This is a genomic window from Achromobacter aegrifaciens, assembly GCF_902859965.1.
GTDB lineage: Bacteria > Pseudomonadota > Gammaproteobacteria > Burkholderiales > Burkholderiaceae_B > Achromobacter > Achromobacter aegrifaciens.
This window is the reverse complement of the sequence record NZ_CADIKO010000004.1, coordinates 139,625-164,718: the sequence shown is the minus strand read 5'-3', so window position 1 is coordinate 164,718 and position 25,094 is coordinate 139,625. Positions and strand designations below refer to the sequence as shown.

Below are 25,094 nucleotides of genomic sequence, written 5' to 3'. Positions count from 1 at the left end.
TTTTTATCTGAGTCCGGTCAGAAGGTGCCGTGATGCCCGGCAAGCTCGCGGAATTGTATTGCAGGCGGCCGGAGAAAATGCGGCGCGCGAACTTCAGGCCTGCGGCGGCTTCTGGCCCATGATCCGTCCTGCCGCGGCCACGCCCCACCACGAGGCCTCCTCGAATACGGAATAGCCTGAAAGGTCTGAGTGCGCGAACAGCACCGGACCGTCCACGTCGCGCAGCGCGGCCAATCCCCGATTGGACAGGTAGCCGCATAGCGGCGAGGCCATGGCGTGGCCGCGCACCGTGATTTCCAGCTGGCGCGCATGGCGCCAGAACTCCTTGCCGTAGGCCGCGACCAGGTCGGACGCGGCCTCGGCCCGCAGTTCTTCCGGACTGGCGCGGGCCAGCCACTCGCGCGCGGCCTGGGGCGTCTGTCCGCTGAGCGCGTGATACGCCGTGAAGACGCAGCGCGGCGTGCGGGCCACGCGCAGCAGCTGGTGCGTGGAGACGACATAGCCCAGCGCCTTGCCCTGGTAGACGACGTTGTCCCAGGACAGCGGTTCGCCCGGGGCTTCGGCCGGGTAGCCTTCCATGACGAAGTTCGACACCATCCAGGGCGCGTGCGGCGGCGCGTGCACCGCTGGATCGTAGCCATAGGAGCGGATGTCGGGCAGGATGCGCTGGGCCACGAACAAGGGCATCGCGCACACGGCGCGGCGCGCCTGCACCGTGTAGGCGCTGGAAGACGAGGCGAGGCAGGTGACCAGCGCGCCAGCAGGCGTCTCCTGTACCCGGACCGCCGTGCCGGCGGCCAGCCAGTCGGCATGGCCGAGCTTGTTCGTGATGGCGTCGCGCATGCGCTGCATCAACGTCGACAGGCCTCCAGGCCAGGTCAGCACCGCGCCTTCGCCGGCATTTTCGGCATGGCCGTCGCGGCTGGCGAAGTAGTGCAGGCCCGCCCAGGCCGAAATCGCGTCGTACTGTGCGCCGTAGTCGTCGCGGCAGCAATAGTTCAGGTACCAGTGCAGCGCGGGCGAGGTATAGCCCTCGCGGTCCAGCCATTGCTTGAACGTAATCGCGTCCAGCGCGCGCCAGGCCGGGTCCTGCGACGACAGCGTGAGCGGAATGCTGAAGACCTTGCGGCCGTCGTTGCCGGTCTGCGTGTGCAGACGATCGATCAGCGCAAGAAATTTGCGGTGCTGCGCCAGGTCCGCTTCCGGCAGCCCGCTCATGGGCAGCAGGTTCTCTTCCCAATGGCCGCCGCGCAGCAGGCGCTCCTGGGGCGAGTGCACCAGCGCGGTCTCGTCGTAGTAGGGGCGGGGGGTACTTGCGCCGCGCTCGATGATGCCGAAATCGGCCAGCATTTCGCGTATGTGCGTGGAGGCCATCGAGGGCAGCGGCAGGTAGTGCGCGCCCAAGGGGTAGTCCAGGCCGTCGCGCTGGCCGGCGGCCGCGTTGCCTTCGAGTTCGGGGCCCTGCACCACCAGGAAATCCGTGTGCCCTTCGCGCGCCAGCTTCCAGGCGCAGGACAGGCCTGCCACGCCCGAGCCCAGGATCACGACGTCGCGCTGGCGGCTGGCGGAGGGCTGCGGCCAGGCCGCTGCGTCGCGCAAGGCATGGCCTGCCTGCATGCCCGGGTAATGGATTTCCGGCGTGGTCTCGACGATGCGCGAACGGTAGTACCCGGCGGTGCCGGCGACGGCGGCCGTGGCCGCGCCCAAGAGGAAGCTGCGCCGCCGCATCAGCGGATGACCTTGCGCCAGTCCTCGTCGAAATAGCGCACGAGCGATTGCTCGTTCAGACGGTTCGGAGGCATCGCCAGCGCGGGCATGTCGGCGGGGAAGTGGAACAGTTCGCGCGTCGTGACCGGGTCCAGGTAGCGCGTGGGCACGGTAATCGTGGTGGGCGGCTCGTAGTCGCGGCGCTTGCTGGCCAGAATGAAGCCCCAGTCGCCAAAGGACGGCACGTAGGTATGGTACGGCCAGGTGTTCAGGCCGGCTTCCTTCAAGGTGGCGTCCACGCTCCAGAATGAGCGCGGCGCGAAGTAGGGCGAGGTGGACTGCACCACCATATAGCCGTTCTCGGCCAGGTGGCGCGCCATCAGGTGATAGACCGGCACCGAGTAGAGGCGGCCCAGGCCGAAGTTGGACGGGTCCGGAAAATCCACCACGATGTAGTCATAGACCTCGGCGTGGGTTTCCAGCCAGCGGCCGGCGTCGTCATTGATCACCGTGACCCGGGGATCCTTCAGCGACCCCTGGTTCAGCTTGACCAGCGGTTCGGAGCGGGAGAACAGGCCGGTCATGGCCGGATCCAGATCCACCAACGTCACATGTTCGATATTCTTGTACTTGAGGATTTCGCGCACCGCCAGGCCGTCGCCGCCGCCCAGCACCAGCACATTGCGCGCCCAGGGCAGGGCTTGCAGGCCGGGGTGCACCAGCGCTTCGTGATAGCGGTGCTCGTCGCGCGACGAGAACTGCAGGTTGCCGTTGATGTACAGGCGCAGGTCGTCGTGCCAGCGCGTGACCACCAGGCGCTGGTACTGCGTGGTTTCCGCGTGCACCACGTCGTCGCCGTACAGGCCTTTCTCGGCCCAGGCCGTCATGCTGCCGGAATAGATGAAGCCCATCCCCAGGAACCCGATCACCACCCCAGCGCGGATGGCTTTTTCGCCGGGCCTGCGCAGTTCCGCGCGGAACAGCCAGGTGGTCCACAGCGCCACGCTGGCGTTCATGATGCCGAACAGGAAACTGGTGCGCAGCAATCCGAGCTTGGGCGCGAGCAGCAGGGGAAACACCAGCGACACGGCCAGCGCGCCCAGGTAGTCGAAGGTCAGCACGCGGCTGACGATCTCGCGGAACTCGGCCTTGCGCTGATTGAACACTCGCATCACCAGCGGAATCTCCATCCCGACCATCAGGCCGATGACGAAGACGCCGACATACAGGGCGGCGCGGAAGGGCGCGGAAAGCCAGGCGAAGACCAGGAACAGCACCGCGGCGGAGACGCCGCCCAACAGGGCGACCAGCAGCTCCACGTCGATGAAGCGATTCAAAACGTCTTCGTCTCTTACATATTTTGACAACCACGAACCTATGCCCATGGCGAAGAGATAGCAGCCGATGACGGAAGAGAACTGCAGTATCGAATCCCCCAGCAAATAGCTGGCCAGCGCGCTGCTGATGAGCTCATAGCCCAAACCGCAGGAGGCGACGATCAATACCGAAAGGATGAGAACGCGGTCGCGCATGAGGTGTCCGACACGAAAAATGCGTTCGCAGTATATCGAACGCGCCGTATATACTGCGCGCAATTAGGAGGGCGGCAATGGGAGAAGCAATGCATCCGGTGGTGACCTATCTTATCTACATGGCATCTGCGCTTGCCATGCTGGGTGTCTTCACCTTGGTCTACACGGCCGTCACGCGCTACAAGGAATTCGAGCTGATCCGCGAAGGCAATATCGCCGCCGCGCTGTCGTATGGCGGCGCGCTGGTCGGCTTCAGCTTCACCTTGTGCTCCAGCATCGCGATCCATGCCAGCTATGCCATGTTCCTGCTGTGGGGCCTGGTGGCCATGCTGGTGCAGCTGGTCGTGTACGTGGGCGTATCCCAGACCGTGCGCGGCATGAACGAGGCCATCGAAGAAAACAACATCGCCATGGGCGGGCTGATCGGCTCGATTTCCATCGCCGCGGGCATCGTCAACGCCGCCAGCCTGACCTGACGCGGCCGCGCGCCGCACTCGATCTGACAGGAGAACGACTCATGAGTCTCGGTTCATTCATCCGCAAGCAGTTCATCGACATCCTGCAATGGAACGAGGACCGCGACGGCGTGCTCGCCTGGCGTCATCCCATGCAGGATTTCGAAATCCAGTACGGCGCCAGCCTGACCGTGCGCGAATCGCAGATGGCGGTGTTCGTCAACGAAGGCAAGGTGGCCGACGTGTTCGGCCCCGGCATGTACAAGCTGACCACGCAGACGCTGCCGATCCTGACCTACCTGAAGAACTGGGACAAGCTGTTCGAGTCTCCCTTCAAGTCGGATGTGATCTTCTTCAGCACGCGCCTGCAACTGGGCCGGCGCTGGGGCACGGCGCAGCCGGTGACGCTGCGCGACAGCGAATTCGGCATGGTGCGGCTGCGCGCTTTCGGCGTGTATTCCTATCAGATCTCCGATCCCGCCAAGTTCTACCGCGAGATCAGCGGCACGCGCGACGAATACACCGTCGACGACCTGGAAGCGCAGCTGCGCAACATGGTGGTTGCGGCGATGACGACGGCGCTGGGCGGCTCCAAGGTGCCGTTCCTGGACATGGCCGGCAACCAGGGGCTGATGTCGCAAAGCATCGCTGAACAGCTGGCGCCGGTGTTCGACCGATACGGCGTCAAGCTGGACAACTTCACGGTCGAGAACGTGTCGCTGCCGGAAGAGCTGCAGAAGGCGCTGGACACGCGGATCTCCATGGGCATGGCCGGCGACCTGGGCAAGTTCACCCAGTACCAGACCGCCACGGCCATACCGATGGCCGCGCAGAACGAAGGCGGCATCGCCGGCATCGGCGCGGGCCTGGCGGCCGGCGCGGCGCTGGGCCAGACCATGGCCGCAGGGCTGGCAGGCGCCCAGGGGCAGCCGCAGGCCGCGCCGCAGCCCGCCCAGCAGGCGCCCGCCGCCGCGGGCGCGGATCCGGCGCAACGGCTGCAGCAGCTCAAGGATCTGCTGGACAAGGGCCTGATCACGGCCGCGGACTACGATTCGGCCAAGGCCGAAGTGCTGAAGAAACTCACCAGCTAAGGCTCCATGCAGCAGGTTCTGTGTCCGCAGTGCGGCGCCCCAGTCAAGTTCACGTCCGCGGCATCGGTCATGGCGGTCTGCGGCGCCTGCCGCAGCACCTTGCTGAAGGACGCCGAGTCGGTCAAGCGCATCGGCGAGGCGGCCGAGGTCCTGGAGGACTACTCGCCCTTGTGCCTGGGCGCGGCCGGCACTTATGAGGGCAAGCGCTTCGACCTGATCGGCCGCGTCCAGCTGCGCTACGACGACGGCTTCTGGAACGAGTGGTACCTGTGGTTCGAGGACGGTTCCGACGGCTGGCTGTCGGACGCGTCGGGCCAGTACGCCGTGACCCGGCGGCGCAAGGTCAAGTCTACGCAGGGCATGCCGGCGTTCGACGACATCGCGCCCGGCGATGAACTGAAGCTGGACGGCCAGCGCTTCACGGCCGCCGACGTGCGCGCCTGCCAGGCGGGCGGCACGCAAGGCGAGTTGCCCTTCGTGCCGGGCGAAGGTTGGCTGGCCAAGGTGGCCGACTACCGCTGCCTGGACGCGTTCCTGACGCTGGACTTTTCCGACGGGCCCGAGCCCGAGCTGTACATCGGCAAGGCATTCGACCTGTCCGCGATGCAGGCGGCATCGCTGCGGACCAACGAGCAGGTCGAGGAGACCGCCGGCCGTTTCCGCGGCCAGATCAAGGCGCTGGACTGCCCCAACTGCGGCGGCCCGATAAGCTTCGTGGCCGCCATGGCCACGCAAGTGGTCTGCCCCTCGTGCGCCGCCGCGGTCGACTGCTCGGGGCCCACGGCCGAGGTCATCGAAAAGGCCCGCAAGGTCAAAGCCATCAAGACCACCTTGTCGCTGGGCGCGGTGGCCAAGATCGATGGCGCGTCCTATACGCTCATCGGCCTGATGAAGTGCGCCGATCCGGATCCCGAGGAACCGTCCGACTGGATCGAATACCTGCTGTTCAATCCCGCAAAGGGTTTCATCTGGCTGGTGGAAACCGACGAGGGCTGGGAGCGGGTGCAGGTATGCGACACCTGGCCCAGCCACAACAACGCCAGCAGCGTGCGCTGGCGCTCCAAGCTTTATCAGAAGCTGTACGACTACACCTCGCGCGTGGAACTGGCCCTGGGCGCCTTCAACTGGCGCGTCAAGGTCGGCGACAGCACCAAGATCACGGATTACAAGGCCGGCAACCTCAAGCTGACCCGCGAACTGAGCGAGTCCGAATTGGGCTGGTCCGCCTCGGGGCCGGTGGCGCCGGCGCAGTTGGCTGAATGGTTCGGCGATCCCGAACTTGCCAAGCAGAAGGCCATGCCGCTCAGCGGCAAGCCCGGGGGCTATCGCAAGTTCGCCTGGACGGCCATGATCGTGCTGGCCTTCCTGAATATCGACACCATTTTCAGTGGCGGCATCGTTCCGATCCTGATCGGCGCGGCGTTCCTGTGGATTCCGGCGGCGGTGGCGGACAAATTATCTGGCAAGGACGAATAAACAGGATGGGCAAGCTCTTTTACACCGTCTACGCCATCGTGGTGGTGATTTTCGCCACCGGCTTCAACACCCCCGGTGCGCGCATGTCCAGCGGCGGCTCCAGCAGCAGCTGGGGCAGCAGTTCTTCGGGCGGATCGGGCTGGTCCTCGGGCGGGTCCCACAAGTGACCCCGCACGCCACACCCGGCCGCCACGTGCTGGCGGATTTCCGCGGCGTGCCGGCGGATCGCCTGACAGACGCGCAAGCGCTGGAACGCGACCTGATCGCCGCGGCGCAGGCGGCGGGCGCGCACGTGCTGAGCGCGCACTTCCATCATTTCGGCGAGGGCGCGGGCGTGACCGGCGTGGTCCTGCTGAGCGAATCCCACATCAGCATCCACACCTGGCCCGAGCATGCGTTCGCGGCGCTGGACATCTTCATGTGCGGCGCGGCGCGGCCCGAGCTGGCGCTGGAGCACCTGCAGGCGCGGCTGGCGCCCGAGGCGGTGCACGCGACCACGGTGGCGCGCGGCTGAAGCCCGCGCCCGCCACTCCTTGATATTGCTCAATGCTCCCTGGGCAGCCAAATTGACGAGCGTTATATACCTATATATATTTCGTTACCGACTTAGCGATTTCCCCGGGAGAAGAACATGTTCCGCAAACGTCCGATCGTGGCGCTGTCCTTGGCGCTGGCCGCCGCATGGAGCGCCAACGCCGCTGCCGGCGACCTGGTGGTGTCGGCCGCCGCCAGCCTGACCAACGCCTTCAAGGAAGTCGCGCAAGGCTACGAAAAAGAGCATGCCGGCACCAAGGTCATCCTGAACTTCGGCGCGTCCGACGTGCTGCTGCAGCAGATCGTCAAGGGCGCGCCGGCCGATGTGTTCGCCTCGGCGGACCAGAAGGCCATGGACAAGGCGGTCGAGGAAAAGGCCGTCAAGCCGGCCTCCCGCGTGGACTTTGCCGCCAATCAGGTGGTGCTGATCGTCCCGACGGACAGCAAGGCCAACATCACCGCGCTCAAGGACCTGACCCGCGACGACATCAAGCGCATCGCCTATGGCAACCCGGCATCGGTGCCGGTGGGCCGCTACACGCAGGGCGCGCTGGAGACGGCCGGCCTCTGGAGCGCGGTGCAGGCCAAGAGCGTGCTGGCCCAGAACGTGCGCCAGAGCCTGGACTACGTGGCGCGCGGCGAGGTCGATGCGGGCTTCGTGTTCGCGACCGACGCGGCCATCATGGCGGACAAGGTCAAGGTCGCGGTTCGCGTGCCTTCGCAGACGCCGGTCACTTATCCCATCGCCGTCACCACCCGTGAAGCCGCTGCCAAGGAAGCCGAAAGCTTCGTTGCCTATGTGCTGTCTCCCGCAGGTCAGGCGATACTGTCGCGCTACGGCTTCCAGAAGCCCTGATATCCGTTGAATCGTAGGCATTGATGAGTGATCCGGTTTGGGTGCCCCTGCTGCTTTCCCTGAAAGTGGCGGGCTGGGCAACGCTGTTGGCGACCGTGGCGGGCACCGCCGCGGCCTATGGCCTGTCGCGCTGGCGCTGGCCGGGGCGCGACCTGCTGGACGCGCTGTTGACCTTGCCGCTGGTGTTGCCGCCCACGGTGCTCGGCTACTACCTGCTGGTGCTGCTGGGGCGCCGCGGCATCATCGGCGAGACGTTGGCGGGCTGGGGCATCGAACTGGTCTTCACCTGGCAGGGCGCGGTGATCGCGGCTTCGGTGGTGGCTTTTCCGCTGGTGTTCAAATCCGCCCGGGCCGCCTTCGAGAACGTTGATAGCCAACTGGAAAGCGCGGCGCGCGTGTTGGGCGTGTGCGAAGCGGGGGTCTTCTTCCGCGTCACCTTGCCGCTGGCCGCGCGCGGCATCGCCGCCGGGGTGCTGCTGGCCTTCGCGCGGGCGCTGGGCGAATTCGGCGCCACGCTGATGATCGCCGGCAACCTGCCGGGACGGACACAGACTCTGTCGGTCGCCATCTACGAGGCGGTGCAGGCGGGCGACGACGCCACGGCCAACATGCTGGTGCTGGTCACCTCGGTGACCTGCTTGGTGGTCCTGCTGCTGGCCGGCAAGCTGGTGCCCGTCAGCAGCGGCCGGCGCAACGGGAGCGCGCTATGAGCGTCAGCATCCAGGTGCGCAAGCAGATGGTGTCCGGCGACCGGCGCTTCGCGCTGGACGTCGCATTCGATTCGTCAGCCAAGCGTATAGCGCTGTTCGGCCCCTCGGGCGCGGGCAAGAGCCTGACCCTGCGCGCGGTGGCGGGCCTGCTGCGCCCTGACGCGGGCCGCATCGAGATCAACGGCCGCGTGCTGTTCGACACGGACGCCGGCGTCAACCTGCCGGCGCAATCGCGCCGGGTGGCCTACCTGTTCCAGGACTACGCCCTGTTTCCCCACCTGACAGTGGCGCAGAACATCGCTTTCGGGCTGCGCCGCGGCTGGCGCAACCCGCCCCGGCGCGACGTTGGGCCCGAGGCGCAGCGCTGGGTGGACGCGTTCGAGCTGGGTTCCATCGTGGGCAGCTATCCCAGCGAGATATCCGGCGGCCAGAAGCAGCGGGTGGCGTTGGCGCGAGCCCTCATGCTGCGGCCCGACATCCTGCTGCTGGACGAGCCCTTTTCAGCGCTGGATTCGCAGTTGCGCGGCAAGATGCGGCTGGAACTGAATGCCTTGCAGCGCCAGCTGGACGTGCCGATGCTGCTGATCACGCACGACCCGGCGGATGTGGATGCGCTGGCCGACGAGGTGTTCGAAGTGCGCGAGGGCAGGGTGCGACGCCACGACGAAGACGTGGGCGTCTGATCGGCTCAGTCCAGCACGCCCAGAATCACGCTGGAAGCCTTGAAGATCGCCACCGCGTCGGCGCCTACGTCCAGGTCCAGGTCCTGCGCGCTTTCGTTGGTGACGATGGCCGCCAGCGTCATGCCGCCGTCCAGTCCGATCAGGATCTCGCTATTGACGGCGCCCGGGCGCAATGCCGTGATCTTGCCCGGCAACTGATTGCGCGCCGACAGGCGCAGGCCGGGGCCGGGCGCGCCCACGATGACGGACGACGCCTTGATCAGCGCGATGGCTTCCTTGCCGGTCGCCAGCCCCAATTCCTGCGTGCTTTCACGGGTGATGGTGGCCGTGATGGTCAGGCCCCCCGCGATGCGCAGCACGATTTCGTCATTGACGGCGCCGGCGCGGATCTGGATGACGGTGCCTAGCAGTTTGTTGCGTGCGCTGGTCTTGAGCATGAAACGCCTCATGAGATCGATGTCGCCACTGGCGTTCACGCCAGCGCGGGTCAGGTTTTCCATGAACTTGCGGTGTTCGGCTTCCAGGGCGCGGAAGGTGCCGATCAGGCCGCGCGCGCGGTCCGTCAGGCGCGTGCCGCCGCCGCCTTTGCCGCCGGCGGCCCTGATCACCAAAGGCTCGCCCGCCAGATTGTTCATGGCGTCGATGGCGTCCCATGCGCCCTTGTAGCTCATGCCCACGGCGCGCGCGGCGGCCGTGATGGATCCCGTGGCGTCGATCTGCGCCAGCAGGTCTATGCGGTTTTTTCCGCCCCAGGTCTGGGCGCCGGAGCGAAACCAAATCGAGCCGTCGAGTTCCAACATCTTTGTCGTGCCGTGGTCAGGGTATGGGATAGCTGAAAGTGTAATGGACGGGGGCTGTGCCCGTGGTTCACGGCGGACGCGATGCGAATGAGATTCTGTTGAAATTTTGCAGGCTTCGCGGCACTATGTTCAGGCATCGGGCTCACGGAGAAAACGACATGAAAGCGTTCAAATTGCTGGCTGCGGGTTCCATGACGGCATTGTTGGCGGCCTGCGCTACTGGCCCTGACGTCAAGAGCGACTACGATCATCAGGCAAATTTCGCGCAGTACCGAACCTTCGGGTACATGACGCCGTTGGGCACTGACAAGGCCGGCTACAGCACCTTGCTGACCGAGCGCCTGAAGAACGCCACGCGCGGCCAGATGGAAATGCGCGGCTATACCTATAGCGCAGCAAATCCCGACCTGCTGGTCAACTTCAGCGCCAAGCTGCAGCAGAAGGTGCAGGTCACTCCGGCCGCGCCGCCCATGGGTCCGTACTACGGCTATCGCGCCGGCTTCTATGGCGGCTGGCCCGGCTACGGCTGGGGCGATGACGTCTACCAATATACTGAGGGCACCTTGAACATCGACCTCGTCGACGCGCGCCGCAGGCAGCTGGTGTGGGAAGGCGTGGCGGTGGGCGAGGTCCAGCCCGATGCCAGCGCCTCGCCCGAGAACACGGACAAGGTGGTAGCGCAGATCTTCTCCAAGTATCCGTTCCGCGCGGGCGTGGCTGCGCCGCAGTTGCCGGACAAAAGCAAGTAGGGCGGTCCGCCGGCCCTGCCTAGAGGAAGCCGCATGAGTACTCGCCGCAAGGCTCCGAAGCAAGACACCGGCGATACGCCGCCCTATGAAGTCGTCGCCCTGGTGCTGCAAGGCGGCGGGGCGCTGGGGGCCTACCAGGCCGGGGTGTACCAGGGGCTGCACGAAGCGGGTATCCGGCCCAACTGGATTTCCGGCATTTCCATCGGGTCGATCAACGCGGCCATCATCGCGGGGTCGCCCGAGGACGAGCGCGTGGAGCGCCTGCGCGGCTTCTGGGAAGCCATCTGCCGGCCGGCGGGTTTCGCTTCGGTACCCTGGGGCGAGACGCTCGGCCCCATGTTCGAAGGCTTGCCGTTCGGCTTTGGTTCGCCGGTCATGAACGGGCATGTGTCAGCCTTCCAGGCCTTGTTCTCGGGCCAGCCAGGCTTCTTCAAACCGCGTTTTCCGCCGCCCTACCTGGTGCATGGCAGGGGCGCGGCGTCCACCAGCTTCTACGACACCACGCCGCTGGCTGCGACCTTGCGGGAGTTCGTGGACTTCGATCTGCTCAATAGCGGGGCCGTGCGCGCCAGCTTTGGCGTGGTCAACGTGCGGACCGGCAACTTCGCCTACTTCGACAGCCTGAAGGACACGCTGCGGCCCGAGCACATCATGGCCTCGGGTGCCTTGCCGCCAGGCTTCCCTTCCGTCGAGATCGACGGTGAACACTATTGGGACGGCGGCGTCGTGTCCAACACGCCGCTGGCACAAGTGCTGACCACCGACAGCATGCGGGACACGCTGGCGTTCCAGGTCGATCTGTGGCCCGCGCGCGGCGGTCTGCCGAGCAACCTGGAGGAAGTGGCCGAGCGCCAGAAGGATATCCAGTACTCCAGCCGCACCCGCCTGGTCACGGACCAGCTGCGGCGCGTGCTCAAGCTGCGCCACGGCCTGCAACGCCTGCTGGCGAAGCTGCCGGCGGCCGAGCGCAACGCGGCGGAGTTCGCCGAGATCCGCAAGCTGTCCCATACGCCGGCCACCAACATCATCAACCTCATCTACGAGTCCAAGCACCGCGAGCGCTTTTCCAAGGACTACGAATTCGGCACCGAGGCCATGCGCGAGCACTGGGAGTCGGGCCTGGCCGACATCCGCGCGACGCTCGCCAAGCCGGGGATCCTGGCCCGTCCGACCCAGGACAGTTGTTTCGTCACTCACGATATCCATCGCAACGGCAAGCGCACCTGAGCTGGCGGGCAGGGGGGCGAGTGCGGCACATCTGGACAAAGTCCGGACGGATTTCCTGCCGGATTGGTCTTATAGATGCCTTGCAATTTCAACGCCCACGGGTTCCAGCGGTAGGCTTTCGGGGCCAATTGCAACCTTGTTCCGGGAACCGGCCGCCACCCCGCGCGGCGCGGGCCTTCCTGGTGGAGATCCGTCGTGAATGCCCCCGCTCGCCTTGCACAGGTCGCGCCCGCCCGCGCGGCCGACACTTCTTACGCCATGGACGGCTGGTGGTCCCTGGTCTACCAGGGCTGGACACTGCTTACGCCCCATGGAGCCCGCATCGGCCTGACAGCCCTGGAGCGTACCTGCCTGCTTTGCCTGGCGGGCAATCCCGCCAGGGAATTGCGGCGCGATGAATTCATGGCGGTGCGCAAACGCACCACCATGCGCACACTGAATGTGGCGATCTGCCGCCTGCGCGGCAAGGTCCTGCTGGCCGGCGCCAGGCTGCCGCTGCATACCGTGCACGGCATGGGCTATGTGTTCCTGGGCAAGTTGCGGGAGCTTTCCGAGAGCTGATCTGTTGTATGAAATCCCCGCGCGCGTGGCATTTGAAGCACTAAAAATCAGTGATTTCCCCAATAACTGAGTTACATTACTGGGCTGATTACGTGCCTTGATGACGCATGCTTCTTGTTTAACGTGGCCAATGCCGCGCTTAAATACTGCGATTACATGACGCGATTACGGTTAATTACGCTACGCGGGGGTTTCAATGCGGTTTTCGCCTAAACGTGTTTCAGGGCTGGCTTTTTCCGGCGGGGTCCTCGCACTGATATTGGCTGGTTGCGGCGAAAAGCCGCACATGAATCCAGGCATGCCCCAGGTCAGCGTCATTACGATCCAGCCGCAGCGCGCGCCCATCGTGTCCGAATTGCCCGGCCGCGTCGACGCCGTCCGGGATGCGCAGATCCGTTCGCGGGTCACCGGCATCGTCCAGAAGATCGCCTTCGAGCAAGGCGGCGACGTCAAGGAAAACCAACTGCTCTTCAAGATCGATCCGGCGCCCTACAAGGCTGCCTACGATCAGGCGACGGCGCAGCTCAAGCAGGCGCAGGCCAACCTGTTCAGCGCCAAGCTGCTGGCCGACCGTTACGCCCCGCTGGTCAAGGCCAACGCCGTCAGCAAGCAGGAATACGACAACGCCGTGGCTTCGTACCGCCAGGCCGACGCCTCCGTCGCCGCCGCCAAGGCGGCGCAGGACAATGCCGCCATCAACCTCGGCTACACCGACGTCACCTCGCCCATTACCGGCCGCATCGGCAAGCCGCTGGTCACCGAAGGCGCGCTGGTCGAGGCCACTTCGGCCACGCAGATGGCCACGGTGCAGCAGCTGGATCCGATCTACGTCGACTTCACCCAGTCCACCGCGGAACTCGCATCCTTGCGCCGCGCCTTCGCCAGCGGCCAACTGCAACAGGTCGGCAAGGATACGGCGCGCGCCACCATCGTGCTGGAAGACGGCTCCGAATACGGCCAGCCGGGCAAGCTGCTGTTCACCGGCATCACCGTGGATCCGACCACGGGCCAGGTGAACCTGCGCGCCGAAGTCCCCAACCCCGATGGCATCCTGCTGCCCGGCATGTACGTGCGCGTGCGCCTCGAGCAGGGCGTGGACGACAAGGCCCTGATGGTGCCGCAGCAAGCGCTGCAGCGTACCGCGGACGGCCTGCAAAGCCTGATGCTGGTCAAGGACAACAAGATCGAGCAGATTCCGGTCACCACCGGCGGCGCCCTCAAGAGCAACTGGATCGTCACCAGCGGCCTGAAGGCCGGCGACGTGGTCGTGGTGGAAGGATTCCAGAAGGTTCGCCCGGGCGCTCCGGTTCAGGCCAGCGAATGGAAGAACGGCACGCCCGCCCCGGGCGGCCAGGCGCCCGCGCAACCGGGTGCCAAGCCAGCGGAATCCGCCCCGCAGCCTGGCGCCAAGCCGGCCGAACCTGCGCAGCAGGACAAGGCCGCAGGCCAGAAATCTTAAGCGGCACGCGGCGCAAGCGCCGCGTTCCTCTTTGGTGAGCATCGCTTTCAGAGTCAGCCCACATGCCGCAATTTTTTATTGATAGACCGATTTTCGCCTGGGTAGTCGCCCTGTTCATCCTGCTGGCCGGGGTGCTGGCGATCCCGAACATGCCGATTTCGCAGTACCCGGACGTAGCGCCGCCCGCGATCACGATCACGGCCACGTACCCCGGCGCGTCGGCCAACGAAGTGGCCGAGCAGGTCACCAGTATCATCGAAGACCAGCTCAACGGCGCCAAGGGCCTGATCTACTACGAGTCGGTCAGCGATTCCTACGGCACCTCGACCATCACCGCGACCTTCGCTCCTGGCACCAATCCAGACTTGGCGCAGGTGGACGTGCAGAACCGCGTGTCCAACGTGGTCGCGCAGTTGCCCACCGCCGTGCAGCAGCAGGGCCTGCAATATGAGCAGACCAGTACCGGCTTCCTGATGGTGGCGGCGGTGTCGTCCACGGACGGTTCGCTGGACCAGACGGCGCTGGCCGACTACATCACCCGCAACATCAAGAACCCGGTTTCCCGCGTGCCCGGCGTGGGCCAGTTCCAGCTGTTCGCGGCGCCGCGCGCCATGCGCGTGTGGGTCGATCCCGCCAAGCTGGTCGGGTTCAACCTGAGCATGTCGCAGGTCAACCAGGCCATCGCCCAGCAGAACGTGGTGATTTCCGGCGGCAGCATCGGCGCGCCGCCCAACCCGGATTCGCAGCGCATCACCGCCACGGTCACGGCCAACGGCCAGCTGAGCACGGTGGAGGGCTTCGGCAAGATCGTCCTGCGCGCCAACACCGACGGCTCCAAGGTGCTGCTGCGCGACGTCGCCCGCATCGAAGTCGGCGCGGACAACTACCAGTTCGGCGCCCGCCTGAACGGCAAGCCGACGGCCGCATTCGCCATCGTGCTGTCGCCCAACGCCAACGCGCTGGCCACCGCCCAGGGCGTGCGCCAGCAGATGGAAGAGCTGTCCAAGTACTTCCCGGGCAACATCACGTACTCCATTCCGTACGACACGGCGCCCTACGTCAAGGTGTCCATCGAGCAGGTGGTCCACACCCTGGCGGAAGCCATGGTGCTGGTGTTCCTGGTGATGTACCTGTTCCTGCAGAACGTCCGCTACACCCTGATCCCGGCCCTGGTGGTGCCGGTGGCCATGCTGGGGGCGTTCGCGGTGATGCTGGCGCTCGGGTTCTCCATCAACGTGCTGACCATGTTCGCCATGGTGCTGGCCATCGGGATTCTGGTGGACGACGCCATCGTGGTGGTGGAAAACGTCGAGCGGATCATGTCCACAGAGGGCTTGCCACCCAAGGAAGCCACCAAGAAAGCGATGCCGCAGATCAGCGGCGCCATCATCGGCATTACGCTGGTGCTGGTGACGGTGTTCCTGCCGCTGGCCTTCATGAGCGGTTCGGTGGGTGTGATCTACCGCCAGTTCTCGATCGCGATGGCCGTGTCGATCTTCTTCTCGGCACTGCTGGCCCTGACCTTCACCCCGGCGCTGTGCGCCACCATCCTCAAGCCGGTGCCCAAGGGCCACCACGAGGACAAGAAGGGCTTCTTCGGCTGGTTCAACCGCAAGTTCGACGCCACCACCCACAACTACCAGAACTGGGTGTCGCGCATCCTGCACAAGGGCGGCCGCATGATGCTGGCGTTCCTGCTGCTGGTCGTGCTGCTGGGCTGGCTGTACCTGCGCCTGCCTTCGTCCTTCCTGCCCGAGGAAGACCAGGGCTACGTGGTCAGCAACATCGAGCTGCCCACCGGCGCTACCGCCAACCGCACGGTCGAGGTCATCGAGCAGGTCGAGAAGTACTTCTCGGACGTGCCCGCGGTCGAGAACATCATCGCCGTGCAGGGCTACAGCTTCAACGGCAACGGCCTGAACGCCGCTATCGCCTTCGTCACGCTGAAGGACTTCAGCGAGCGCAAGTCGCGCCAGGACTCGGCGGGCGCCATTGCCTTCCATGCCTTCGAAAAGCAGCTGATGGGCATCCATGACGCGCAGGTGTTCACCTTGGTGCCACCCGCCATTTCGTCCCTGGGCAACGCGACCGGCTTCGACTTCCGCCTGCAGGATCGCGGCGCGGCGGGTTCCGCCGCCCTGGCCGCGGCCACCGGCGAACTCATGGGCCTGGTCATGAAGAGCCCCGTGCTGTCGCAGGTGCGCATCACCGGCCTGGGGCCGGGCGCGCAGCTCAGCCTGACCATCGACCGCGAGAAAGCGGCTGCGCTGGGCGTGGACTTCAACGAGGCTGCCTCGCTGATTTCCACCGCGGTCGGCTCCGCCTACCTGAGCAAGTTCCCCAACCTGGGCCGGATGCAGAACATCTGGGTGCAGGCCGACGCGCCGTATCGCATGCAGCTCAATGACGTGCTGCAGCTGAACGCCCGCAACAGCCAGGGCGGCATGGTGCCGCTGTCCACCTTCGTCAAGGCCGAGTGGAAGCAGGGTCCGGTGCAGGTGGTGCGCTACAACAGCTACGAGTCCATGCGTATCGGCGGCGACGCCGCCCCTGGTTACACTACGGGCGAGGCGATGGCCGAGATGGAGCGTCTGGTGGGCCAGTTGCCGCAGGGCTTCGGCTACGAGTGGAACGGCCTTTCCTACCAGGAACGCCAGGCCGGCAACCAGGCTCCGATCCTGATGGGCCTGTCGCTGCTGGTGGTGTTCCTGGTGCTGGCCGCCCTGTATGAAAGCTGGGCCATCCCGATTTCGGTGATGCTGGTGGTGCCGCTGGGTATGCTGGGCGCGGTGGCGTTGATCAGCGCGCTGGGCATGTCCAACGACGTGTACTTCCAGGTGGGCATGGTGACCGTGATCGGCTTGGCGGCCAAGAACGCCATTCTTATCGTGGAATTCGCCAAGGATCAGTACGCTCGCGGCATGGGGCTGTATGAATCCGCGGTGGAAGCCGCGAGGCTGCGGTTCCGTCCCATCTTGATGACGTCGCTGGCCTTCATCCTGGGCGTGGTGCCCCTGGCCATGGCGACCGGCGCAGGCGCCGCCAGCCAGCGCGCCGTGGGTCTGGGCGTGCTGGGCGGCATGTTGGCCGCCACGCCGTTCGCGGTGATTTTCGTGCCGACCTTCTTCGTGGTGGTGCTGGGCCTGTTCAAGACCCGTCCGCGCCTGTTGGGCGCTGAACTGCGCGCCTTCGAAGAAGAGCAGGCGGCCAAGAAGGCCGCAGCCGGACAGGCTGCGCCGGACGCGCCCGCGCAACACCCCGCACAACCCAACGGTGGCCAGGAGGGCAAGGAATGAAAGCCCTGAAGTTCAAACAGACCGCCTTGTCCGCTTTCGTGGCGGTGGCGTTGGCCGGCTGCTCGCTGGCGCCCGATTACAAGCGCCCCGATGCGCCGGTTTCCGGTACGTGGCCCGATCAGCCCAAGGTGCAGTATGGCGGCTACGCCAAGCCCACCTCGCTGGGCACCCAGCCGTCCACCGCGGTCATGCCGCAGGACGGCACGCCGGCGGCCAATCTGGGCTGGCGCGAGTTCTTCCGCGATCCGCGCCTGCAAAGCCTGATCGAGCTGGCGCTGGTCAACAACCGCGACCTGCGCGTGGCGGTGGAACGCGTGGAAGAGGCTCGCGCCCAATACGGCATCCAGCGCGGCGCGCAATGGCCCAGCATCGGCGCCGGCATCCAGGGCCAGCGTCAGCATCTGCCCCAGAACATGCGGCAGCCCGGCGCGGGTTCGATCAGCAGCTCGTACCAGGCAGGCATCGGCCTGACCACCTTCGAGATCGACCTGTTCGGCCGCCTGCGCAACCTCTCCGAGGCGGCGTATCAGCAGTACCTGTCGACCGAGCAGGCGCAGAAGAGTGCGCAGATCACGCTGGTCGGCGCGGTCGCGCAGTCGTACTTCAACCTGCGCGCCGCCGAGGTCCAGCTGGACCTGACGCAGCGCACCCTGGCGTCGCGCCAGGAATCCTATGACCTGGTCAAGCGGCGTTTCGACGGCGGCGTGGCTTCGGAGCTGGACCTGAACCAGGCCAAGTCGCTGCTGGATACGGCCTCGTCCGATCTGGCTCAACTGGCCCGCGCCCAGGCCCAGGCCATGAACGCGCTGGTGCTGCTGGTCGGCACGCCCTTGCCGCCGGACCTGCCGGCGCCGGCCGTGTTCGGCCGCGACCAGCTTCTGGCGACGGTGCCAGCCGGCCTGCCGTCCGATCTGCTCGAGCGCCGTCCGGACATCATGGCCGCGGAAAACCAGCTGCTGTCCGCCAACGCCAATATCGGCGCGGCGCGCGCGGCGTTCTTCCCGACCATCTCGCTGACCGGCCTGCTAGGGGTGGCCAGCCCCTCGTTGGGCGACCTGTTCAAGGGCGGCCAGGGCTATTGGAGCTTCTCGCCGTCGATCACCACGCCGCTGTTTGCCGGCGGCAGCATCCGCGAAGGGCTGAACCTGGCCAAGGCGCGCGACAATATCGCCGTGGCGCAGTACGAACAGTCCATCCAGCAGGCGTTCCGCGAAGTGTCGGACGCGCTGGCCGGCGAAGCCACCTACGGGGCGCAACTGGATGCCCAGCGCGCCCTGCAGGACGCGTCCGGCCGCACGCTGGAACTGTCGAATCTGCGTTATACCAATGGTATCGACAGCTACCTGCAGGTGCAGACCGCGCAGGTGGACTTTTTCAATGCCCAGCTCGCCCTGGTCCAGACTGGCCTGGCCGCGCTGATCAACCGCGTGGAGCTGTACAAGGCCCTGGGCGGCGGCTGGGAAGAAACAACGAAAGTGCAATGATAGAACTTGGTGTAAACATCGATCACGTTGCCACGCTGCGGCAACAGCGCCACACGACCTATCCGGACCCGGTGCTCGCCGCGCTGCGCGCGGAGGACGCCGGCGCCGATCTGATCACGCTGCATCTGCGTGAAGACCGGCGCCATATCCAGGACAAGGACGTCTACGCCATGCGTCCGCAATTGCGTACGCGCATGAACCTGGAATGCGCGGTGACGGCGGAAATGCTGGAGATCGCCTGCGCGGTCAAGCCCAGCGACGTTTGCCTGGTGCCCGAAAAGCGCACCGAACTGACGACCGAAGGCGGCCTGGAAGTCGCGGGCGCCATGGGGCCGGTGTCGGATGCGGTGGGCCTGCTGGCCGAGGCCGGCATCCGCGTGTCGCTCTTCATCGATCCGGATCCCGTGCAGATCGCGGCCGCGGCCAAGGCCGGCGCGCCGGTGATCGAATTGCACACCGGCGCCTACGCCGAAGCTGAAGGCGAGGCCGCCGAGGCCGAACTGCAGCGCTTGCGCCTGGCCGTGACCGAAGGGCTGCGCCACGGCTTGCGCGTGAACGCAGGCCACGGCCTGCATTACGGCAACGTCAAGCCGGTGGCCGCGCTGGAAGGCATTTCCGAACTCAACATCGGCCACGCCATCGTGGCGCAGGCGGTGTTCGACGGCTGGGAAAAAGCGGTGCGCGACATGAAGGCGCTGATGGTGCAGGCCCGCCTGCAAGCGCTGCGCGGGCTGTGACCGCGAGCCCGGTATCCCGTTTTTTCCTGCGGCCGCGCGCTGATTCCCATGTCTGACGCCTCCCGCCCCGCTGCGCCCGCAGGCGCCATTGCCGGCATCGGCATGGACCTGCTGCGCATCGACCGCATCGAGCGCGCGCTGGCGCGCCACGGCGACCGTTTTGCCGAAAAGATCCTGGGCGTCGAAGAACTGCAGAAGTTCCACGCGCGCCGCGCCCGCGACCCGGTGCGCGGCCTGCGTTTCCTGGCTACGCGCTTCGCGGCCAAGGAGGCGTTTTCCAAGGCCATAGGCCTGGGCATGCGCATGCCCATGACGTGGCGGCGCGTGCAGACGCTGAACGCGCCCGGCGGGCGTCCCGTGCTGGTGATCGCGCCCGAACTGCTGCAATGGTACGAGCAGCGCTTTGGTGCGGCCCACGTTTCCATTACCGACGAATCCGACATGGCCGCCGCTTACGTGGTGGTCGAACGCAAGCCCTGATCGGCGGACTCGTGTCTGCCGCCGGCTTGCCAGACTTAGACAGAAGGACAGCCTGACATGGCCAAGAAGAAATCCAGGGCGGTCCTGCCGCCCGGCCCCGTGATGGTCGATGTGGCGGGACACTCGCTGACGAAGGCGGAGAAGAAGCGCCTGCGCCATCCGCTGGTGGGCGGCGTGATCCTGTTTGCGCGCAACTTTGAAAGCCGCAAGCAACTGACCGAGCTGACGCGCCAGATCCACAAGGCTCGCAAGGAGCCGCTCTTGATCCTGGTGGACCACGAAGGCGGCCGTGTGCAGCGCTTCCGCGACGACGGCTTCACGGCGCTTCCCGCCATGCGCGACCTGGGCGCGTTGTGGGACCGCGATCCGCTGCAGGCCATGCGCCTTGCGACCGAAGCCGGCTACGTGCTGGCCGCCGAGCTGCGCGCCTGCGGCGTGGACATGAGCTTCACGCCGGTGCTGGACCTGGACTACGGCGTCAGCAAGGTGATCGGCACCCGCGCCTTCCACCAGGACCCGCGCGTGGTCACGATGCTGTCGCGCGCGCTGATCCAGGGCTTGCAGCTGGCGGGCATGTCGGCCTGCGGCAAGCATTTCCCCGGCCATGGTTTCGTGGAGGCGGATTCGCACCACGAGATCCCGGTGGACCCGCGTCCGCTGGACAAGATCCTGCAGGACGATGCCGCGCCGTACGCCTGGCTGGGCGACGCAGTGCTGCCGTCGGTGATGCCTGCGCACGTGATCTATCCCAAGGTCGACAAGCACCCGGCCGGCTTCTCCAAGCGCTGGGTGCAGGACATCCTGCGCACCCGCCTGGGCTACGATGGAGTGGTGTTCTCGGACGACCTGACCATGGAAGGCGCCTCGGTCGCGGGCGACATCCTGGACCGTGCCAACGCGGCGCTGGGCGCCGGCTGCGACATGGTGCTCGTATGCAACCGGCCGGACCTGGCGGACGAATTGCTCGAACGCCTGAAGTTCGAGCACGCGCCCGAGTCCGTGGCGCGCATCCGCCGCCTGATGCCGCGCTTTGACGCGCCGGACTGGGATACCTTGCAGGCTGAAAGCCGTTATCAGAATGCCCGACGACTTCAATCTCAAATCGTTCCTGGCTGACCTGCCGCATCTGCCGGGCGTGTACCGGCATCTGGATGCGGCCGGAGAGGTCATGTATGTCGGCAAGGCGCGCGACCTGAAGAAGCGCGTCTCGTCGTATTTCCAGAAGAACCTGGCCAGCCCCCGCATCGCCCAGATGGTGGCGAAGGTGGCGCGGCTGGAGGTGACGGTGACGCGCTCCGAAGCGGAAGCGCTGATCCTCGAAAACAACCTCATCAAGACCCTGAAGCCGCGCTACAACATCCTGTTCCGCGACGACAAGTCTTATCCCTACCTGCTGATCACCGGCCACGAATGGCCGCGCATTGCCTATTACCGCGGCGCCACCAACAAGCGCGGGCAGTACTTCGGGCCGTTCCCCAATGCCTGGGCCGTGCGCGAGACCATCCAGATCCTGCAGAAGGTATTCCGCCTGCGGACCTGTGAGGACTCGGTCTTCGCCAACCGTTCGCGACCCTGTCTGCTGCATCAGATCGGGCGCTGCTCGGCGCCCTGCGTCGGCGCGATCGAAGCCGCCGACTACGAGCGCGACGTGCAGCGCGCCGTGCGCTTCCTCAACGGGGAAGCCAAGGAGGTGATGGGCGAAATCGAAAGCCGGATGCAGCAGGCGGCCAGCGAACTGCGCTTCGAGGAAGCGGCGGCGCTGCGCGACCAGATGGGGTCGCTGGCGCGCGTATTGCACCAGCAGACCATGGAAAACGTCAGCGGCGAGGACACCGACATCATTGCGGTGGCGATCGCGGGCGGCAAGGTCTGCGTCAATCTGGCCATGGTGCGGGGCGGCCGCCATCTGGGCGACAAGCCATTCTTTCCCACGCATGCCGAGGGCGAGGCCGCGCCGCAGGTGCTGGAAGCCTTCGTGGCCCAGCACTACACCGACAATGCCATGCCGCCGGTGCTGGTCTGTTCGCACGCCTTGCCGGATCCTGACCTGATCGGCCTGTTGGTGGAACAGGCGGGCGGACGCCCGTCGCGGGTGCTGACGCGTCCGCAAGGCGCGCGCCGCGCCTGGCTGGAGCAGGCGGCCAAGAACGCCGAAATGGCCTTGGCCCGCGCCTTGACCGAGTCCGGTGCCCGCGCCGCCCGGACACTGGCGCTGGCCGAGGCGCTGGACCTGGACACGGACGAAGCCGCGCTCGACGCGTTGCGCATCGAATGCTTCGACATCAGCCACACGGCGGGCGAAGCAACCCAGGCGTCCTGCGTGGTGTTCGAACACCACGACATGCAGCCGTCGCTGTACCGCCGCTACAACATCGCCGGCATCACGCCGGGCGACGATTACGCCGCGATGCGCCAGGTACTGAGCCGCCGCTTCGCCAAGGTGGCGGACGGCGAGGCGCCCATGCCCGGCCTGGTGCTGATCGACGGCGGCAAGGGCCAGGTGGAAGTCGCCCGCCAGGTGTTCGTGGAACTGGGCCTGGATATCCAGACGTTGGTAGGCGTGGCCAAGGGGGAAGGGCGCAAGGTCGGCCTGGAGACCCTGGTGTTCGCCGACGCCCGCCCGCCGGTGGCGCTGGGCGGCGAATCCGCCGCGCTGATGCTGATCGCCCAAGTGCGCGACGAGGCGCACCGCTTCGCCATCACCGGCATGCGCGCCCGCCGCGCCAAGGCCCGCAACGTTTCTCGCCTGGAAGAAATCGAAGGCATCGGCGCCCGCCGCCGCCAGCGCCTGCTGGCCCGTTTCGGCGGCTTCTCCGGCGTGGCTTCGGCCAGCATCGAAGACCTGGCCTCGGTCGACGGCATCTCCCAAGACCTGGCGATCCGCATCTATGAAGCCCTGCGGTAGCCGCCATGCATAAATGCCGGCGGTTACTCACCCTCTGCTCGGTTACAGACGCAGCAACCGGCGGAGCGCCCGCCGGGCCGCGCGGATCCGGCTCCGCCGGTCCGCAGCGGCGCCCCCCTGGGGGGGAAGCGCCTCCGGCGCTTCGGGGGGGGCGTCTTACTGTTAGCATACGGACACTATGCCAATTAATGTACCCATTATCCTGACATGGCTGCGCATCGCCATGATTCCGCTGGTGGTCGGGCTGTTCTACCTGCCCGAAAGCTGGATGTCGGTCCCTGTGCGCGACACTTTCGCCGCCTGGGCTTTCATTATTGCGGCGCTGACCGACTGGTTCGATGGCTGGCTGGCCCGCCGCTGGAACCAGACCTCGGCGTTCGGGGCCTTCCTGGATCCGGTCGCCGACAAGCTGATGGTCTGCGCGGCCCTGATCGTCCTGCTGGACCTCAGCCGCGTCGACGCCTTTATTTCCCTGATCATCATCGGCCGTGAAATCACGATTTCCGCGCTGCGCGAATGGATGGCCAAGATCGGCGCCAGCGCCAGCGTGGCGGTGCACCGGCTGGGCAAGTTCAAGACGGCCGCGCAAATGGTGGCGATTCCGTGCCTACTGTACAACCAGCCGATCTACGGCGTCAGCTCGCGCCTGCTGGGCGATGTGCTGATCATCGTGGCGGCGGTGCTGACGGTGTGGTCGATGCTGTATTACCTGCAGCGCGCGTGGCCCGCCATCCGCGAAAAGGCCATGTAGTCCAGAGTCCGTATTTTTGTTTGACAGAGCGGCGGCACGGCTCGCGCAAGGCGGCCGCCGTTACATACCAAGAGCGATCCGCCGGCGTGTCCGGGACGGCGCCTAGAGTCCAACGCCCGAAACATCCGGACGTTGCCGGAGACAACCCGCGCACCGCCGCATCGGCGCCGCGCCACCTGCCGCTGACCGCGGCCACCTGCAATGAACACCGCTGCGAATACCCTGGCCCTGGACGCCGCCGCCCGCCGGCGCGACTGGAAGATCATTCTGCTGATCGGGGTGGCCCACGCTTCCTCCCACTTCTTCCAACTGGTCCTGCCCTCGCTCTATGTCTCGCTGGGCAACGAGTTCGGCCTGGACTTCGCCCGCCTTGGGCTGCTGGTGTCCACGTTCTATGTGGTTTCCGGCATCGGCCAGGCGTCCTCGGGCTTCGTGGTGGACCGCATCGGCGCGCGGCCGGTGCTGTGGTTCGGGCTGGCGTGCTTCGTGTTGTCCGGCGTGCTGATCGGATCGGCCAACGGCTACGCCATGCTGGTGGCGGCGGCTGTGGTGGGCGGCATCGGCAATTCGGTTTTCCACCCGGCCGACTATTCCATCATCAACCATCGCATTTCCGCGCCGCGCCTGGGGCATGCCTTCTCCACGCACGGGCTGACGGGCAATCTGGGCTGGGCGCTTACCCCGGTTTTCATGACCAGCATCACCTTGCTCGCAGACTGGCGCGTAGCGGCCTATAGCGCCGCCGGGCTGGTGGCCTTGGTGCTGTTGTTGACGATTCTGGGTCGCGATCTGATCGGCGGCCCGTCGCCGCTGGAAGGCCACGCGGACGTGGAAGCCGGCAAGGCCGCTCCCAAGCCCGCGGCAAAGCCGCAGGAAAGCGTGCTGACGACGCTGACCACGCTCTTGTCCAAGCCGGCGCTGTGGGGCGCGTTCCTGTTCTTCGCCTGCACCTCCATTGCGCTGTCCTCGGTGCAGAACTACACCATCCCCTTGCTGGGCCAGCTGTACGACCTGTCCAAGGTCGCGGCCAGTTCGGCGCTGTCCGGCTACATGGTGGCTTCGGCCGTCGGCATGGCCGCGGGCGGCTTTCTGGTGTCGGCCAATCCGCGCACCGAACGCACCGTGATGGTGGCCCTGATCCTGGCGGGCCTGACGCTGGTGGTGCTGGCGCTGGGTTTGGTGCCGGCTGTGATGGCCGCACCGGTGGTGGCCCTGGCGGGCTTCTGCTCCGGCGTCGCGGCGCCGTCGCGCGACATGCTGATCCGCCGCGTCACGCCCAAGGGTTCCACCGGCTCGGTCTACGGACTGGTGTACTCCGGCATGGACGTGGGCTCGGCCCTGGGGCCGCTGGCCTTCGGCCTGCTGCTGGACGCCGGGCTGCGGCAGGGCCCCTGGGTGGGCGCGGGCGTGGCATTCGCTGCCGCCGCCTTCCTGGCGCAATGGATCGCAGTGCAGGCGCGGCGTGCGGAACCCGCCGCTGCGGCTTCGGCGGCTGTGCGTTCCTGATCATGGCGGGCCCTGCACGGGCCCGACCGTTTGACCCGGCGCAAGGTTCGACCCGTTTCCCTCTGATGTAATGACCTTTATAGGACAAAGGTTAT

General features: G+C 66.3%; 23 protein-coding genes. 20 read left to right on the top strand and 3 right to left on the bottom strand.

All coding sequences use genetic code 11. From position 1 onward, the window contains the following. Positions 1-93 precede the first annotated feature (93 nt). On the bottom strand, positions 94-1,728 hold the full coding sequence (locus tag HV793_RS25325; protein WP_175214115.1) for an NAD(P)-binding protein: 1,635 nt from the start codon (positions 1,726-1,728) through the stop codon (positions 94-96). Further along, on the bottom strand, positions 1,728-3,239 hold the full coding sequence (locus tag HV793_RS25320; RefSeq protein ID WP_054452916.1) for a polyamine aminopropyltransferase: 1,512 nt from the start codon (positions 3,237-3,239) through the stop codon (positions 1,728-1,730). Before HV793_RS25320 ends, HV793_RS25325 begins: the two co-directional genes overlap by 1 nt. Before the next feature lie 89 nt (positions 3,240-3,328). Here HV793_RS25320 and HV793_RS25315 point away from each other — a divergent pair, with 89 nt between their 5' ends. The 8 genes from HV793_RS25315 to HV793_RS25280 all read left to right on the top strand — a co-directional run bounded on the left by HV793_RS25315 (position 3,329) and on the right by HV793_RS25280 (position 9,044). Continuing rightward, positions 3,329-3,715, top strand: coding sequence for a DUF350 domain-containing protein (locus HV793_RS25315; protein ID WP_054452914.1), 387 nt, complete (start codon positions 3,329-3,331; stop codon positions 3,713-3,715). A 41-nt stretch (positions 3,716-3,756) separates the two neighbouring features. Continuing rightward, positions 3,757-4,785 carry an SPFH domain-containing protein gene (locus HV793_RS25310; protein WP_054452912.1) on the top strand — a complete coding sequence of 343 codons (1,029 nt, stop codon included), beginning with the start codon at positions 3,757-3,759 and terminating at the stop codon, positions 4,783-4,785. Positions 4,786-4,791: 6 nt separating this feature from the next. Further along, complete coding sequence (locus HV793_RS25305) at positions 4,792-6,261, top strand: DUF4178 domain-containing protein (protein ID WP_119449992.1); 1,470 nt, start codon at positions 4,792-4,794, stop codon at positions 6,259-6,261. 5 nt (positions 6,262-6,266) lie between these two features. Then, a complete protein-coding gene (locus HV793_RS25300) occupies positions 6,267-6,428 on the top strand; it encodes a hypothetical protein (protein WP_175163941.1) in 162 nt (53 codons plus the stop codon). After that, a complete protein-coding gene (gene speD, locus HV793_RS25295) occupies positions 6,425-6,775 on the top strand; it encodes an adenosylmethionine decarboxylase (protein ID WP_054452908.1) in 351 nt (116 codons plus the stop codon). Before HV793_RS25300 ends, speD begins: the two co-directional genes overlap by 4 nt. 117 nt (positions 6,776-6,892) lie before the next feature. Further along, entirely contained in the window at positions 6,893-7,651 is a 759-nt protein-coding gene (gene modA, locus HV793_RS25290) for a molybdate ABC transporter substrate-binding protein (RefSeq protein ID WP_119449991.1), read from the top strand. 23 nt (positions 7,652-7,674) lie between these two features. Continuing rightward, positions 7,675-8,361, top strand: a complete 687-nt coding sequence (gene modB / locus HV793_RS25285) for a molybdate ABC transporter permease subunit (RefSeq protein WP_175214114.1) — start codon at positions 7,675-7,677, stop codon at positions 8,359-8,361. Continuing rightward, positions 8,358-9,044, top strand: coding sequence for an ATP-binding cassette domain-containing protein (locus HV793_RS25280; RefSeq protein ID WP_175214113.1), 687 nt, complete (start codon positions 8,358-8,360; stop codon positions 9,042-9,044). Before modB ends, HV793_RS25280 begins: the two co-directional genes overlap by 4 nt. Positions 9,045-9,049: 5 nt before the next feature. On the opposite strand, the gene HV793_RS25275 is transcribed toward HV793_RS25280, so the two are convergent. Then, a complete protein-coding gene (locus HV793_RS25275) occupies positions 9,050-9,844 on the bottom strand; it encodes a TOBE domain-containing protein (RefSeq protein ID WP_175214112.1) in 795 nt (264 codons plus the stop codon). 158 nt (positions 9,845-10,002) lie between these two features. On the opposite strand from HV793_RS25275, the gene HV793_RS25270 reads away from it, so the two are divergent. The 12 genes from HV793_RS25270 to HV793_RS25215 all read left to right on the top strand — a co-directional run bounded on the left by HV793_RS25270 (position 10,003) and on the right by HV793_RS25215 (position 24,999). After that, on the top strand, positions 10,003-10,593 hold the full coding sequence (locus HV793_RS25270) for a DUF4136 domain-containing protein (protein WP_054452898.1): 591 nt from the start codon (positions 10,003-10,005) through the stop codon (positions 10,591-10,593). A gap of 33 nt (positions 10,594-10,626) precedes the next feature. Next, a complete protein-coding gene (locus HV793_RS25265) occupies positions 10,627-11,820 on the top strand; it encodes a DUF3734 domain-containing protein (RefSeq protein ID WP_054452896.1) in 1,194 nt (397 codons plus the stop codon). Between the two features lie 195 nt (positions 11,821-12,015). Beyond that, the gene (locus tag HV793_RS25260) at positions 12,016-12,381 is read left to right on the top strand and encodes a winged helix-turn-helix domain-containing protein (RefSeq protein ID WP_054452894.1); all 366 of its coding nucleotides are present in this window, start codon (positions 12,016-12,018) and stop codon (positions 12,379-12,381) included. Between the two features lie 196 nt (positions 12,382-12,577). Then, positions 12,578-13,840 carry an efflux RND transporter periplasmic adaptor subunit gene (locus tag HV793_RS25255; RefSeq protein ID WP_054452892.1) on the top strand — a complete coding sequence of 421 codons (1,263 nt, stop codon included), beginning with the start codon at positions 12,578-12,580 and terminating at the stop codon, positions 13,838-13,840. Between the two features lie 62 nt (positions 13,841-13,902). After that, a complete protein-coding gene (locus tag HV793_RS25250; protein WP_054452890.1) occupies positions 13,903-17,136 on the top strand; it encodes a multidrug efflux RND transporter permease subunit in 3,234 nt (1,077 codons plus the stop codon). Further along, positions 17,133-18,620, top strand: a complete 1,488-nt coding sequence (locus HV793_RS25245; RefSeq protein ID WP_054452888.1) for an efflux transporter outer membrane subunit — start codon at positions 17,133-17,135, stop codon at positions 18,618-18,620. Before HV793_RS25250 ends, HV793_RS25245 begins: the two co-directional genes overlap by 4 nt. Next, on the top strand, positions 18,617-19,357 hold the full coding sequence (gene pdxJ, locus HV793_RS25240; RefSeq protein ID WP_054452886.1) for a pyridoxine 5'-phosphate synthase: 741 nt from the start codon (positions 18,617-18,619) through the stop codon (positions 19,355-19,357). The genes HV793_RS25245 and pdxJ overlap by 4 nt, the downstream gene beginning before the upstream one ends. A 48-nt stretch (positions 19,358-19,405) precedes the next feature. Continuing rightward, positions 19,406-19,837: a holo-ACP synthase gene (acpS, locus tag HV793_RS25235; protein ID WP_054452884.1), complete on the top strand. Its 432-nt coding sequence runs from the start codon at positions 19,406-19,408 to the stop codon at positions 19,835-19,837. A 57-nt stretch (positions 19,838-19,894) separates the two neighbouring features. Then, complete coding sequence (gene nagZ / locus HV793_RS25230) at positions 19,895-20,953, top strand: beta-N-acetylhexosaminidase (RefSeq protein ID WP_054452882.1); 1,059 nt, start codon at positions 19,895-19,897, stop codon at positions 20,951-20,953. Continuing rightward, positions 20,916-22,742, top strand: a complete 1,827-nt coding sequence (uvrC, locus tag HV793_RS25225) for an excinuclease ABC subunit UvrC (RefSeq protein WP_054452880.1) — start codon at positions 20,916-20,918, stop codon at positions 22,740-22,742. Before nagZ ends, uvrC begins: the two co-directional genes overlap by 38 nt. A gap of 178 nt (positions 22,743-22,920) precedes the next feature. Then, complete coding sequence (pgsA, locus tag HV793_RS25220) at positions 22,921-23,493, top strand: CDP-diacylglycerol--glycerol-3-phosphate 3-phosphatidyltransferase (RefSeq protein ID WP_119449989.1); 573 nt, start codon at positions 22,921-22,923, stop codon at positions 23,491-23,493. A 201-nt stretch (positions 23,494-23,694) separates the two neighbouring features. Then, entirely contained in the window at positions 23,695-24,999 is a 1,305-nt protein-coding gene (locus HV793_RS25215) for an MFS transporter (protein WP_175181793.1), read from the top strand. Positions 25,000-25,094: the final 95 nt, after the last annotated feature.

Bases quoted from the DNA above. Each gene is read 5' to 3' on its own strand.
- HV793_RS25275 (WP_175214112.1), bottom strand. From the start codon at position 9,844: ATGTTGGAACTCGACGGCTCGATTTGGTTTCGCTCCGGCGCCCAGACC.
- HV793_RS25315 (WP_054452914.1), top strand. From the start codon at position 3,329: ATGCATCCGGTGGTGACCTATCTTATCTACATGGCATCTGCGCTTGCC.
- modB (WP_175214114.1), top strand. From the start codon at position 7,675: ATGAGTGATCCGGTTTGGGTGCCCCTGCTGCTTTCCCTGAAAGTGGCG.
- nagZ (WP_054452882.1), top strand. From the start codon at position 19,895: ATGGCCAAGAAGAAATCCAGGGCGGTCCTGCCGCCCGGCCCCGTGATG.
- HV793_RS25325 (WP_175214115.1), bottom strand. From the start codon at position 1,728: ATGCGGCGGCGCAGCTTCCTCTTGGGCGCGGCCACGGCCGCCGTCGCC.
- HV793_RS25300 (WP_175163941.1), top strand. From the start codon at position 6,267: ATGGGCAAGCTCTTTTACACCGTCTACGCCATCGTGGTGGTGATTTTC.
- acpS (WP_054452884.1), top strand. From the start codon at position 19,406: ATGTCTGACGCCTCCCGCCCCGCTGCGCCCGCAGGCGCCATTGCCGGC.
- modA (WP_119449991.1), top strand. From the start codon at position 6,893: ATGTTCCGCAAACGTCCGATCGTGGCGCTGTCCTTGGCGCTGGCCGCC.
- HV793_RS25320 (WP_054452916.1), bottom strand. From the start codon at position 3,239: ATGCGCGACCGCGTTCTCATCCTTTCGGTATTGATCGTCGCCTCCTGC.
- uvrC (WP_054452880.1), top strand. From the start codon at position 20,916: ATGCCCGACGACTTCAATCTCAAATCGTTCCTGGCTGACCTGCCGCAT.
- HV793_RS25280 (WP_175214113.1), top strand. From the start codon at position 8,358: ATGAGCGTCAGCATCCAGGTGCGCAAGCAGATGGTGTCCGGCGACCGG.
- pgsA (WP_119449989.1), top strand. From the start codon at position 22,921: ATGCCAATTAATGTACCCATTATCCTGACATGGCTGCGCATCGCCATG.
- HV793_RS25255 (WP_054452892.1), top strand. From the start codon at position 12,578: ATGCGGTTTTCGCCTAAACGTGTTTCAGGGCTGGCTTTTTCCGGCGGG.
- HV793_RS25270 (WP_054452898.1), top strand. From the start codon at position 10,003: ATGAAAGCGTTCAAATTGCTGGCTGCGGGTTCCATGACGGCATTGTTG.
- HV793_RS25250 (WP_054452890.1), top strand. From the start codon at position 13,903: ATGCCGCAATTTTTTATTGATAGACCGATTTTCGCCTGGGTAGTCGCC.
- HV793_RS25310 (WP_054452912.1), top strand. From the start codon at position 3,757: ATGAGTCTCGGTTCATTCATCCGCAAGCAGTTCATCGACATCCTGCAA.
- HV793_RS25265 (WP_054452896.1), top strand. From the start codon at position 10,627: ATGAGTACTCGCCGCAAGGCTCCGAAGCAAGACACCGGCGATACGCCG.
- HV793_RS25305 (WP_119449992.1), top strand. From the start codon at position 4,792: ATGCAGCAGGTTCTGTGTCCGCAGTGCGGCGCCCCAGTCAAGTTCACG.
- pdxJ (WP_054452886.1), top strand. From the start codon at position 18,617: ATGATAGAACTTGGTGTAAACATCGATCACGTTGCCACGCTGCGGCAA.
- HV793_RS25245 (WP_054452888.1), top strand. From the start codon at position 17,133: ATGAAAGCCCTGAAGTTCAAACAGACCGCCTTGTCCGCTTTCGTGGCG.
- HV793_RS25215 (WP_175181793.1), top strand. From the start codon at position 23,695: ATGAACACCGCTGCGAATACCCTGGCCCTGGACGCCGCCGCCCGCCGG.